This window comes from Citrobacter sp. CtB7.12, assembly GCF_001297795.1.
GTDB classification, from domain to species: Bacteria; Pseudomonadota; Gammaproteobacteria; order Enterobacterales; family Enterobacteriaceae; genus Citrobacter_A; species Citrobacter_A amalonaticus.
In genome coordinates this window covers 114,504-126,405 of record NZ_LIFT01000003.1, presented here as the reverse complement: position 1 = coordinate 126,405, position 11,902 = coordinate 114,504, and the positions used below count along the sequence as shown (strand labels likewise).

Here is an 11,902-nt window from a genome sequence, read left to right as displayed (position 1 = left end):
CAACTCCATCGGAGAGTTAATACCATACATCTTAGGGAGTTAGTCTGCGGTTGACAACACAGCGCGGTGGATTGTGCCGTGTAGCAATGAACTTCATGAATCAGCATTTCTGTGGCAGCCCGAACCTGGCGCGGCAGATTGATTGCAGACCATTGCATGAAGTTATCGGGTTTGATAAAACCTGATATCCCATCCTTTAATAATGCGACGCTCATGATGCAAAGCCACTCTTTCCTGGTCCCTTTTCAGGGCAAAACGCTTTACGCTGAAAGTACGTTTGGCCGCAATGGACATGTCCTGATGCTACACGGCGGCGGGAAAGACAGAACCATTTTCCACAAGTATCGCGTTATGTTGGATGAGTCAGGTTTTGGAACGACGATATTCGATTTTTTAGGTCATGGAGAAACCGGCGGCGACATTCGCGATTCCTCGTTGTTGAGCCGCACCCAACAGGCAACGGCGGTGATGGATTTTCAGGGGCAGATTTTTACCGGTTGTGTGGGCGTCAGCATGGGGGCGTACAATGCGCTTCAACTCAGTAAAATGGTTCCGCTGCGCTCGTTGATTCTGATGGTGCCAGGTGTCTATGCCACGCCCGCGTATCCGGTTAAATTTGGCCCCGATTTTTCGGCCATCATACGCCAGGATCGCAGTTGGGACGCGACGGATGCGTGGGCCATCACCGCTGAATTTACCGGTGATTTGTTGGTTATCGCTGCCGAAAATGACACCATCATCCCTGCCGATATACCGAAAAAACTGGTCTCGTCGGCAGCGCAGGCCTGCCAAAAGACACTACTCACGATCGATGGGGCGGGTCATAACTCGATCTGGGAGCAGTTGATGCGTTCAAGAGCATGCTATGAAAGTGTTCGCTCGGCTTTTGAACGCTGCTTAGCTCATTAGCATACTTTTATTTCAGCCTGTCCTGTTTTCCCTTAACGGGGTCAGTCGGGTGAACATCCCACTCGACACAACCCGATTGAAAATCAACGACCTGCCCCTATATTAGAGGGATGCGTTATACTTTTTTCTGGTCTTCAGGCATAACGGGATGGCGATGAAGAGACTCACCAATGAACTCAATGCGCTGGTTAATCGCGGTGTAGACCGGCATTTGCGCCTCGCGGTCACCGGGCTGAGCCGGAGCGGAAAAACCGCATTTATCACGGCGATGGTTAATCAGTTGCTCAATATCCATGCCGGTGCGCGGCTGCCGCTGCTTAGCGCAGTACGCGAGGAGCGCCTGCTCGGGGTGAAACGTGTCCCCCAGCGAGATTTTGGCATTCCTCGCTTTACCTACGATGAAGGGCTGGCACAGCTGTATGGCGATCCGCCGACGTGGCCGACGCCCACCCGTGGGGTCAGCGAAATTCGCCTGGCGCTGCGCTATAAATCCAATGACTCTCTGCTACGTCACTTCAAAGAGACGTCGACGCTGTACCTGGAAATTGTCGATTATCCCGGCGAATGGCTGCTCGATCTACCGATGCTGGCGCAGGATTACCTGAGCTGGTCACGGCAAATGACCGGTCTGCTTACCGGGCAGCGAGCGGAATGGTCGGCGAAATGGCGACAGCTGACGCAAGGGCTGGATCCGCTGGCACCCGCCGATGAGAACCGCCTGGCCGACATTGCGGCAGCGTGGACGGACTATTTGCATCAATGTAAACAGCAGGGACTGCATTTCATCCAGCCGGGGCGGTTCGTCCTGCCTGGTGATATGGCCGGCGCGCCAGCGTTGCAGTTTTTCCCCTGGCCGGATGTGGACGCGTGGGGTGAATCAAAACTGGCTCAGGCAGACAAGCAGACTAACGCCGGGATGCTGCGTGAACGCTTTAACTATTACTGCGAAAAGGTGGTGAAGGGGTTCTATAAGAACCATTTTCTGCGTTTCGACCGCCAGATTGTGCTGGTGGATTGCCTGCAACCGCTCAACAGCGGGCCGCAGGCGTTCAACGACATGCGTCTTGCCTTAACTCAACTGATGCAAAGTTTCCATTACGGTCAGCGTACGCTGTTCCGTCGGCTGTTTTCACCGGTGATCGACAAACTGCTGTTTGCTGCCACCAAAGCGGATCATGTGACGATCGATCAGCACGCCAATATGGTGTCGCTGCTGCAACAGTTGATTCAGGATGCCTGGCAGAACGCCGCGTTTGAAGGGATCAGCATGGATTGTCTGGGGTTGGCCTCCGTTCAGGCTACCACCAGCGGGCTGATTGACGTGAACGGTGAGAAGATCCCGGCGCTACGCGGGAATCGCTTAAGCGATGGCTCTCCGCTGACGGTCTACCCCGGTGAAGTGCCGGCACGTCTGCCGGGACAGGCGTTCTGGGACCGCCAGGGATTTCAGTTTGAAGCGTTTCGACCGCAAAAAATGGACGTCGATAAGCCGCTGCCGCACATTCGCCTGGATGCCGCGCTGGAGTTTTTAATAGGAGATAAATTGCGATGAGCGAACCGATAAAACCGCGGATTGATTTCGCTGGTCCGCTTGACGTCGAGCAGAGCCCGGCTTTTAAAGCGCAACAAACGTTTAGCGAGACGCAAGCTCAGTCCTTTGCCCCGGCCACCGTTGATGAACCGCTGGAAGAAGAGGGACAAGCCGAAGCGGTGATTGACGCGGCGCTACGCCCGAAGCGCAGTCTGTGGCGCAAGATGGTGATGGGCGGCCTGGCGCTGTTCGGCGTAAGCGTGGTGGGACAAGGTGTTCAGTGGACAATGAACGCCTGGCAAACCCAGGACTGGGTGGCGCTCGGCGGTTGCGCGGCCGGGGCGCTGATTATTGGGGCGGGAGTCGGATCGGTGGCAACCGAATGGCGACGTCTGTGGCGTTTGCGTCAGCGTGCTCACGAGCGCGATGAAGCGCGTGACCTGCTGCACAGCCACGGTGCCGGCAAAGGACGGGCCTTCTGCGAGAAACTGGCCCAGCAGGCCGGAATCGACCAGTCGCATCCGGCGTTGCAGCGCTGGTATGCCTCGATCCACGAAACGCAGAACGATCGCGAAGTGGTCAGCCTTTACGCCCATCTGGTTCAGCCGGTGCTGGATGCTCAGGCGCGGCGAGAAATCAGCCGTTCGGCGGCGGAGTCGACGCTGATGATCGCAGTCAGTCCGCTGGCGCTGGTGGATATGGCATTTATTGCCTGGCGCAATTTGCGACTGATTAACCGCATCGCCACGCTGTACGGGATAGAGCTGGGCTATTACAGCCGTTTGCGTCTGTTCCGACTGGTGTTGCTCAACATCGCTTTTGCCGGAGCCAGCGAACTGGTACGGGAAGTGGGGATGGACTGGATGTCGCAGGATCTCGCGGCGCGCCTGTCGACCCGAGCCGCGCAGGGGATCGGCGCGGGGTTGTTAACCGCACGACTGGGGATCAAAGCGATGGAGCTTTGCCGCCCGTTGCCGTGGCTGGACGATGACAAACCGCGCCTGGGTGATTTCCGGCGTCAATTGATCGGGCAGCTCAAAGAGACGTTGCAGAAAAACGGCTCCCCGCGAGAAAAGTAATCTAATCACAGGCGTTGACCGCGTAACTTTACGCCGAAACGCCTGTTTTTCCGTCATGCTGTCAATATTTGTTGACAGAATCCTTCCTGGTTCCCCATTCCTGGCTTATCATCATATCTATAGCTCATTATTCAGTTGAAGGTTCCCCCATGCGTCTGGAAGTCTTTTGTGAAGACCGACTTGGTCTGACTCGCGAATTACTTGATTTACTGGTGCTACGCAGCATCGATTTGCGCGGTATCGAGATTGACCCCATCGGGCGAATCTACCTTAACTTTGCTGAACTGGAGTTCACTAACTTCAGCAGTTTAATGGCGGAAATTCGCCGCATTGCAGGCGTCACCGATGTACGCACTGTGCCATGGATGCCATCAGAGCGGGAGCACCTCGCGCTTAGCGCGCTGCTTGAGGCACTGCCTGAACCTGTTCTGTCGCTGGATCTGAAAAGCAAGATTGAGATAGCGAACCCGGCAAGCTGCCAGCTGTTTGCGCTTAACCCGGAGCGGATGCGCAACCATACCGCTGCACAACTGATCAACGGTTTTAACTTCCAGCGCTGGCTGGAAGGCAATCCGCAGACGTCCCATAACGAACATGTGGTGATCAACGGGCAGAATTTCCTGATGGAAATCACGCCGGTTTATCTGCAAGGGGAAACTGACGAAACCATGCTCACCGGTGCGGTGGTCATGTTGCGTTCAACACTCCGGATGGGACGTCAGTTGCAGAATCTGGCAACCCAGGATGTCAGCGCTTTTAGCCAAATCATCGCCGTCAGCGGCAAAATGAAGCATGTTGTCGAACAGGCGCGCAAACTGGCGATGCTGAGTGCGCCGCTGTTGATTACCGGCGATACCGGCACCGGTAAAGATCTGTTTGCGTATGCCTGTCACCAGGCCAGCCCGCGCGCGGGCAAACCGTATCTGGCGCTCAACTGCGCGTCGATCCCTGAAGATGCGGTGGAAAGCGAACTGTTTGGTCATGCGCCAGAAGGCAAAAAAGGCTTCTTCGAGCAGGCAAACGGCGGTTCGGTGCTGCTTGATGAGATTGGTGAAATGTCGCCGCGCATGCAGACCAAGCTACTGCGGTTCCTCAATGACGGTACGTTTCGTCGGGTGGGGGAAGATCATGAGGTACATGTCGATGTGCGCGTGATCTGTGCGACGCAAAAGAATCTCGTTGAACTGGTGCAGAAAGGGCTGTTTCGCGAAGATCTCTATTATCGCCTTAACGTGCTGACGCTGAATCTGCCGCCGCTGCGCGATTGTCCGCAGGACATCATGCCGCTGACTGAACTGTTTGTGGCGCGTTTCGCCGATGAGCAGGGCGTGCCGCGTCCTAAACTGGCTGCCGATCTCAGTACGGTATTGACCCGTTACGGCTGGCCCGGCAATGTGCGTCAACTGAAAAACGCCATCTACCGGGCGCTGACGCAGCTTGAAGGTTACGAACTGCGACCGCAGGATATTTTGCTGCCTGACTACGATGCGACGACGGTTGCGGTAGGTGAAGATGCGATGGAGGGGTCGCTGGATGATATCACCAGCCGTTTTGAGCGCTCAGTGTTAACCCAGCTTTACCGCAGTTATCCCAGTACCCGCAAGCTGGCGAAACGCCTGGGGGTATCCCATACCGCGATTGCGAATAAGCTGCGTGAATATGGCCTGAATCAGAAGAAGGGCGAAGAGTAAAAAAATGCCTCCGAAATGGAGGCATTTTTGTATGACGGGGACCTTACGCTTTCAGGACTTCCAGCGCAGCGGCATAGTCAGGTTCGTTGGTAATTTCATTCACCAGTTGACTGAAGATGACGTTGTCATTTTCATCCAGAACGACGACCGCACGCGCAGCCAGACCTTTCAGCGGGCCTTCGGTGATTTCAACGCCGTAGTTTTTCAGGAATTCAGCGTTACGCAGCGTGGACAGCGTGATAACGTTGCTCAGACCTTCAGCGCCGCAGAAGCGGGACTGGGCAAACGGCAGATCGGCAGAAACACACAGCACCACGGTATTGTCGATTTCGGTGGCCAGTTGGTTAAACTTACGTACCGATGCGGCGCAAACGCCGGTATCGATGCTCGGGAAAATGTTCAGGACTTTGCGTTTGCCAGCAAACTGGCTCAGTGCGACGTCAGACAGATCTTTTGCCACGAGGGTAAAAGGCTGCGCTTTGCTACCCGCTTGAGGAATGGAGTTGGCGACTGCAACCGGGTTGCCCTGGAAATGAACGGTTTGTGACATGGTTATCTTCCTGTTTACATATAGTTAACGTCACAGCTAGTTTATGCCAACAGCCGATAACACGGCAAACGCTATTTCGGTGAAGCGCACAAACCACCACGTCATTGCTTAAGGAGAAAAAATGCGTTCTGTGAAGGTATACGAGGAAGCCTGGCCGTTACATACCCCTTTTGTGATTGCCCGAGGCAGCCGCAGTGAGGCGCGTGTCGTGGTGGTTGAACTGGAAGAAGAGGGTGTGAAAGGGATTGGTGAGTGCACGCCCTATCCGCGTTACGGGGAAAGCGATGCCTCCGTAATGGCACAGATCATGAGCATTGTCCCGCAACTGGAAAAGGGGTTGACCCGGGAAGCGCTGCAAAAACAGCTCCCGGCAGGTGCGGCACGCAACGCGGTTGACTGTGCGCTGTGGGATCTCCAGGCACGCCAGCAGCAACAAACGCTGACGGAAACCCTTAACGTGGCGCTGCCGACGACAATTGCCACCGCACAGACCGTCGTGATTGGTAGCCCGGAACAAATGGCGGCCAGCGCAGCGGCGCTATGGGAAGCTGGAGCCAGGCTGCTGAAGGTGAAGCTGGACGATCGCCTGATCAGCGAACGTATGGTGGCGATTCGGTCGGCAGTACCGGAGGCGACCTTAATTGTCGATGCCAATGAGTCCTGGCGGGCGGAAGGGCTGGCGGCGCGCTGCCAGCTGTTAGCAGATTTGGGTGTCGCGATGCTGGAACAACCGCTTCCGGCGCAGGATGATGCCGCGCTGGAAAATTTTATCCATCCGCTGCCGATCTGCGCCGATGAGAGCTGTCATACCCGTAGCAGCCTGAAAGCGCTGCATGGGCGTTATGAAATGGTCAATATCAAGCTGGACAAAACCGGCGGACTGACCGAGGCGCTGGCGCTGGCTACCGATGCCCGCGAACAAGGATTTGCCCTGATGCTGGGCTGCATGCTTTGCACGTCACGGGCCATTTCTGCCGCATTACCGCTGACGCCGCAGGTCAGCTTTGCCGATCTTGATGGTCCCACCTGGCTGGCGGTCGATGTGGAGCCCGCATTGCACTTTACGACCGGACAACTGCATCTTTAGGATGCCAGCGCAGAAGCGTCGACATCGCCTGGAGATATTTCTCGCTGGCCTCATCTGATGAGATCGGCGGGAATTCCGCTGTGATGCAGTGTAAATTCAGATCCGCACACCAACTGCCGAAAGAGCCGGGCGTTTCGTAACCAACGCTTGTCACCAGCGGTAGTTCGAACGCTTGCGCCAGCCATTCACCGAGCTCGCTGCTTTTGGGATCTTCAATACAGGCCAGTGGGTCATGGAAAGAGACCACCCACGCGGGGTGAATGCGGTGAATGAGCTGACATAACGCCTGAGTTTCCGGTTCCGAACCCGGATGATCCCCTGTCAACAGCACCACGTCACGCGTTTCCGCAACGCTGTTCCAGCGATAAACCGTCTCGCCGGCTTTCCAGTTTGCTGACGGAAAATTGCGATTAAGGTCGACGCCGTTAGCGTTCGCACGCAAACCGAGCTGACAGCCGTCCGGGTTCACTGCGAGGATCACATGGTGGCGGCGCAGTGAAGGCGTCAGCGTGCGCAGTGCGCAGGAGAGCGTGACCACCGATGCATTTTCGTCACCATGCGTTCCCGCGATAATCAAGCCACTGTCACGACTGGCGACGGCTGCCGGAAACCAGATCAGCGGTGCGCCCAACAGTGAACGACCATAATGTTCAGTTCCTGGCGGGAAGGCGCCGCGTTCGGCGCGAGGGCGGGTAACGGTCATAAGCGTCTCTGAATTCAGGGATTATTACTCGCAGTGTTGTGCAAATTGGGTCGATAATCAAATCGTTTTCGCATGGACGGATTTTTAGTCGTAATATCAATTTTCTGCAGGAAGATGTTTGCATTTCCTTCAGGCGAAACAAATAATTACGCCATCGTGAATAAGCCGGATTGAGGGGACTCTATGAAGCACGCTGTTTCAGTAACCTGTTGTGCGCTGTTGGTTAGCAGCATTTCTCTGTCATATGCTGCGGATGTTCCCAGCGGAACGGTACTGGCAGAGAAGCAGGAGCTGGTTCGCCATATAAAAGATGAACCGGCGACGCTTGATCCGGCAAAAGCGGTTGGCCTGCCGGAAATTCAGGTTATTCGCGATCTGTTTGAAGGACTGGTGAACCAGAACGAGAAGGGTGAAATCGTACCTGGCGTCGCCACGCAATGGAAAAGCCACGACAATCGCATCTGGACGTTTACCCTGCGGGATAATGCGCGTTGGTCAGATGGTACGCCGGTGACCGCCCAGGATTTTGTCTATAGCTGGCAACGCCTGGTGGATCCGAAAACGCTGTCGCCCTTTGCATGGTTTGCCGCGCTGGCAGGGGTCAATAACGCCCAGGCGATCATTGATGGCAAAGTGATGCCCGATAAGCTCGGTGTGACCGCCATTGATGCCCGCACCCTGAGAGTGCAACTGGATAAGCCGCTGCCGTGGTTCGCCAACCTCACCGCCAGTTTTGCGTTCTATCCGGTGCAAAATGCCAACGTGGCAAGCGGTAAAGACTGGACCAAACCGGGCAACCTGGTGGGGAATGGCGCCTACGTGTTGCAGGATCGCGTGGTGAATGAAAAGCTGGTGGTGGTGCCGAATACGCAGTACTGGGATAACGGAAAAACGGTGCTGCAAAAAGTGACTTTCCTGCCGATTAATCAAGAGTCATCGGCCACTAAACGTTACCTGGCGGGTGATATTGATATCACCGAATCATTCCCGAAAAATATGTACCAGAAGCTGTTAAAGGACATTCCAGGGCAGGTTTATACGCCACCGCAGTTGGGAACCTATTACTACGCCTTTAACACACAAAAAGGGCCAACGGCGGATTCCCGCGTGCGTCTGGCGCTGAGCATGACCATTGACCGTCGCATTATGGCGGAGAAAGTGTTGGGAACCGGGGAAAAACCGGCCTGGCACTTTACGCCGGACGTCACTGCCGGTTTTACGCCTGAACCGTCTCCGTTCGAACAGATGAGCCAGGAAGAGCTGAATGCCCAGGCGAAAACGCTGTTGCGTGCGGCGGGATACGGTCCGCAGAAACCGCTTAACCTGACGCTGTTATACAACACCTCTGAGAACCACCAGAAAATCGCCATCGCGGTGGCCTCGATGTGGAAGAAAAACTTAGGTGTGGATGTGAAGCTGCAAAACCAGGAATGGAAAACTTACATCGACAGCCGTAATACCGGGAATTTCGATGTGATTCGTGCTTCCTGGGTGGGGGATTACAACGAGCCTTCGACCTTCCTGTCGCTGCTGACGTCGACGCACTCAGGCAATATTTCCCGTTTTAACAACCCGGCGTATGACAAAATCATCACTCAGGCGACGATGGAAAACACGGATAAAGCGCGTAATGCGGACTACAATGCGGCGGAAAAAATCCTCATGGAGCAGGCACCCATTGCGCCAATTTATCAGTACACCAACGGGCGCTTAATCAAACCGTGGCTGAAAGGGTACCCGATCATGAACCCGGAAGATGTGGCCTACAGCCGGACCATGTATATCATCAAGCACTAACCCTCCGTCAGCGGGCGCGGAAACGCGCCTGCCGTTCACACCGTATAAATGCGGATATCATGTTCGCGAAACGCCTCGCAATACGCCTTGCTGATATTCGCTTCAACTACCATGACATCGATCTCACTGCTCTGGGCGACGACATAGCGAGCCACCGCCGGGATCTTGTCCGCCGTCAGCGCGACAATGGTCTCATTACACTGTCGGATCACTGCGCGTTTGAATTCACAATCGGCGTAATCAAACCCGGTCAGACCGGATTCCGGCGCCATCGCACAGCCGCCGATAAACCCCTGGTCGAATAACATCCCCTGAACCTGCGCAATCGCCGAAGCGCCGACGCAACCACCAGAAGAGCGCTGCAGCTGACCGCCGAGCATGATGACGTCATACAGGGGCTTTTTTAACAGTACGGCAGCGATTTCCGGCGAGTTGGTCACCACGGTCAGAGAAAGTTCTGCCGGAAGCGCCTCCGCCATCGCCAGGTTGGTCGTACCGGTATCGATAAAAATACAGCTACCGGATTTGACCAGTCGTGCACATTTTTGCGCGATGCTGCTCTTTTGGTCGGGCTTCTTCGTTTTGCGAATGGAATAGTCACCCGCTTCCGGCAGCATCATGACCGCGCCGCCATACACCTTCTTGCAGATGCCTTCCTTGCTGAGTTCATGGAGATCGCGGCGAATCGTGTGCTCCGAGACGTTCAGCCGGGAGGCGAGGTCACTGCATACCACGCGCCCATTCTCCTGCAGGATCTGCTGAATCAGGGCTTGTCGTTGTTCCGGGAAAGCTGCATAATCGAGCATGATAAATCCTGAAAACCATATCATCGAGCAATATAGCGCATGATCGGGCAAAACGGTCAGTGCTGTCAACATTCTGACGGGTTGAAACGAGGTGAAACATGAAAATCGCACATATGGCGTTATGGACCACAGAACTGGAAGCGCAGGCGCGCTTCTGGACCGGTTTTTTTGGCGGGACGCTTAATGAGAAATACATCAGCAAGAACAACCCCGGATTTGAGTCTTATTTTGTGCGCATCGGTGATGATATTGCGATTGAACTGATGACGAAACCCGCCCTGCGAGCCCTGCGCCCGGATAACCAGACGACCGGGTGGGTGCATCTGGCAATCGCGGTTGGCAGTGCTAAAAAAGTGGATGCGCTGGCAAAAAAAGCACGGGCGCAGGGGATCCTGGTTTCACCACCGCGCATGACCGGGGACGGTTATTATGAAGCGGTCATCAAAGACCCGGACGGGAATTTCATCGAAATTGTTGAATGAACATAAAATAACGCATTGTCTGAGTAAGGAGCCTCAGGTAAATATGTCCTGAGGCTATCACGAGTCGGGCAGGGGCGTTTTACATTAACCCTGACTGCTATTATTGAGATAGAGTGTCTGGCTCGGGAAGGCGAAATCAGCGCCATGGCTCTGCACGATATCAATAATGTTAAGATAAACCTGTTGTTGAACCGCTAACCACTCTTCCCAGACCGTTGTTCGGGTAAAACAATACACCATAATATTTAATGAAGAGTCACCAAAGCCGTTAAAATAGACCAGCAGCGTTTGTTGCTGATCGATATCGGCATGGGTTTGTAGCATTTGTCGAATAGCATTGACGATCGTGCCCACTTTGCTGGCATCTTCGTAACGTAACCCGACAACCGTGTTGATTCGACGGTTACTCATCCGACCGGGATTCTCTACGCTAATCGAGGAAAACACAGAGTTTGGAACGTATAACGGACGGTGATCAAAGGTGGTGATTTTGGTCATCCGCCAGCCAATTTCCGCCACGGTGCCTTCGATATTGCGATCCGGGGAACGTACCCAGTCGCCGATACTGAAGGGGCGATCGAAATAAAGCATAATGCCGGAAAAGAAGTTACTGAGGATATCTTTCCCTGCCATGCCCACGGCGATGCCGCCGATGCCGCCAAAGGTGAGTAACCCCGACAGGCTCATGCCGAAGTGTTCACCATAAAGCAAAATAATGACGACAATGAGGGTGATTTTGATAATCCGCGATAAAATTCGCGCGCTGGTGACGTCTCGCCCTTTTTTAATTTGCGATTTTTCAAACTGATTAATCACCAGAAACAATTTAATAGTCAGAATCAAGGCGATCAACGACGTACAGACAAAGTCGATAATACTGGATGAAACCGCGCTGATGTTATAATGGCTAATAACGGTGTTAGCGATTCGCCCTAATGTACCGATAATCAGCGCATAAATAAGAAACTGAGCCGTATGGAAGACAAACCCTTTCTTGCGTTTATGTGCATGACGAAAGAAAACATTCATCAGAATCAAGCTAAAGACGCTACTCAAAATAACCGTCAGATTGAAGACGTTTTTTACGAACAGCTCTGCAAACATATTTATCCCCGGCTTTCCGCTGCCACTGACATAACAAAAAATAAACTGCAACTCATTAATGGTACTCAGGATAAACATTCAAGTCATCAATAAAAAGGGGGAATAAATAGCGCTTTTAGCGTTTTTACGCAAAGGCGCTTTCAATGTGACGGATTTGTCAGGG

Annotated in this window: 11 protein-coding genes; 7 read left to right on the top strand and 4 right to left on the bottom strand. The window is 54.1% G+C overall.

Annotation, left to right across the window (positions count from 1 at the left end; translation table 11 throughout):
- Positions 1-111 precede the first annotated feature (111 nt).
- From AOY24_RS04580 to tyrR, 4 genes are all read left to right on the top strand, one after another.
- Positions 112-909: an alpha/beta fold hydrolase gene (locus AOY24_RS04580; protein WP_150547014.1), complete on the top strand. Its 798-nt coding sequence runs from the start codon at positions 112-114 to the stop codon at positions 907-909.
- A gap of 154 nt (positions 910-1,063) precedes the next feature.
- Positions 1,064-2,461 (top strand): YcjX family protein, encoded by a 1,398-nt coding sequence (locus AOY24_RS04575; RefSeq protein WP_043001924.1) that lies wholly within the window; start codon positions 1,064-1,066, stop codon positions 2,459-2,461.
- On the top strand, positions 2,458-3,519 hold the full coding sequence (locus tag AOY24_RS04570; protein ID WP_044267155.1) for a YcjF family protein: 1,062 nt from the start codon (positions 2,458-2,460) through the stop codon (positions 3,517-3,519). Before AOY24_RS04575 ends, AOY24_RS04570 begins: the two co-directional genes overlap by 4 nt.
- 149 nt (positions 3,520-3,668) lie before the next feature.
- Positions 3,669-5,210: a transcriptional regulator TyrR gene (gene tyrR, locus AOY24_RS04565; RefSeq protein ID WP_043000570.1), complete on the top strand. Its 1,542-nt coding sequence runs from the start codon at positions 3,669-3,671 to the stop codon at positions 5,208-5,210.
- Positions 5,211-5,253: 43 nt separating this feature from the next.
- On the opposite strand, the gene tpx is transcribed toward tyrR, so the two are convergent.
- Positions 5,254-5,760: a thiol peroxidase gene (tpx, locus tag AOY24_RS04560; RefSeq protein ID WP_043000571.1), complete on the bottom strand. Its 507-nt coding sequence runs from the start codon at positions 5,758-5,760 to the stop codon at positions 5,254-5,256.
- Between the two features lie 121 nt (positions 5,761-5,881).
- Here tpx and ycjG point away from each other — a divergent pair, with 121 nt between their 5' ends.
- Positions 5,882-6,847 carry an L-Ala-D/L-Glu epimerase gene (gene ycjG, locus AOY24_RS04555; protein ID WP_054176232.1) on the top strand — a complete coding sequence of 322 codons (966 nt, stop codon included), beginning with the start codon at positions 5,882-5,884 and terminating at the stop codon, positions 6,845-6,847.
- On the opposite strand, the gene mpaA is transcribed toward ycjG, so the two are convergent.
- Positions 6,822-7,550 carry a murein tripeptide amidase MpaA gene (gene mpaA / locus AOY24_RS04550; protein ID WP_054176231.1) on the bottom strand — a complete coding sequence of 243 codons (729 nt, stop codon included), beginning with the start codon at positions 7,548-7,550 and terminating at the stop codon, positions 6,822-6,824. The genes ycjG and mpaA overlap by 26 nt on opposite strands.
- A 183-nt stretch (positions 7,551-7,733) precedes the next feature.
- On the opposite strand from mpaA, the gene AOY24_RS04545 reads away from it, so the two are divergent.
- The gene (locus tag AOY24_RS04545) at positions 7,734-9,347 is read left to right on the top strand and encodes an ABC transporter substrate-binding protein (protein ID WP_054176230.1); all 1,614 of its coding nucleotides are present in this window, start codon (positions 7,734-7,736) and stop codon (positions 9,345-9,347) included.
- Positions 9,348-9,382: 35 nt separating this feature from the next.
- Here AOY24_RS04545 and AOY24_RS04540 read toward each other — a convergent pair whose 3' ends face one another.
- On the bottom strand, positions 9,383-10,153 hold the full coding sequence (locus AOY24_RS04540; protein WP_043000575.1) for a DeoR/GlpR family DNA-binding transcription regulator: 771 nt from the start codon (positions 10,151-10,153) through the stop codon (positions 9,383-9,385).
- 98 nt (positions 10,154-10,251) lie between these two features.
- Here AOY24_RS04540 and AOY24_RS04535 point away from each other — a divergent pair, with 98 nt between their 5' ends.
- Positions 10,252-10,635 carry a VOC family protein gene (locus AOY24_RS04535; protein ID WP_054176229.1) on the top strand — a complete coding sequence of 128 codons (384 nt, stop codon included), beginning with the start codon at positions 10,252-10,254 and terminating at the stop codon, positions 10,633-10,635.
- A gap of 84 nt (positions 10,636-10,719) precedes the next feature.
- On the opposite strand, the gene AOY24_RS04530 is transcribed toward AOY24_RS04535, so the two are convergent.
- Positions 10,720-11,739 carry a mechanosensitive ion channel family protein gene (locus tag AOY24_RS04530; RefSeq protein WP_044257829.1) on the bottom strand — a complete coding sequence of 340 codons (1,020 nt, stop codon included), beginning with the start codon at positions 11,737-11,739 and terminating at the stop codon, positions 10,720-10,722.
- Positions 11,740-11,902: the final 163 nt, after the last annotated feature.

Bases quoted from the DNA above. Each gene is read 5' to 3' on its own strand.
- AOY24_RS04575 (WP_043001924.1), top strand. From the start codon at position 1,064: ATGAAGAGACTCACCAATGAACTCAATGCGCTGGTTAATCGCGGTGTA.
- AOY24_RS04570 (WP_044267155.1), top strand. From the start codon at position 2,458: ATGAGCGAACCGATAAAACCGCGGATTGATTTCGCTGGTCCGCTTGAC.
- tyrR (WP_043000570.1), top strand. From the start codon at position 3,669: ATGCGTCTGGAAGTCTTTTGTGAAGACCGACTTGGTCTGACTCGCGAA.
- tpx (WP_043000571.1), bottom strand. From the start codon at position 5,760: ATGTCACAAACCGTTCATTTCCAGGGCAACCCGGTTGCAGTCGCCAAC.
- ycjG (WP_054176232.1), top strand. From the start codon at position 5,882: ATGCGTTCTGTGAAGGTATACGAGGAAGCCTGGCCGTTACATACCCCT.
- mpaA (WP_054176231.1), bottom strand. From the start codon at position 7,550: ATGACCGTTACCCGCCCTCGCGCCGAACGCGGCGCCTTCCCGCCAGGA.
- AOY24_RS04545 (WP_054176230.1), top strand. From the start codon at position 7,734: ATGAAGCACGCTGTTTCAGTAACCTGTTGTGCGCTGTTGGTTAGCAGC.
- AOY24_RS04540 (WP_043000575.1), bottom strand. From the start codon at position 10,153: ATGCTCGATTATGCAGCTTTCCCGGAACAACGACAAGCCCTGATTCAG.
- AOY24_RS04535 (WP_054176229.1), top strand. From the start codon at position 10,252: ATGAAAATCGCACATATGGCGTTATGGACCACAGAACTGGAAGCGCAG.
- AOY24_RS04530 (WP_044257829.1), bottom strand. From the start codon at position 11,739: ATGTTTGCAGAGCTGTTCGTAAAAAACGTCTTCAATCTGACGGTTATT.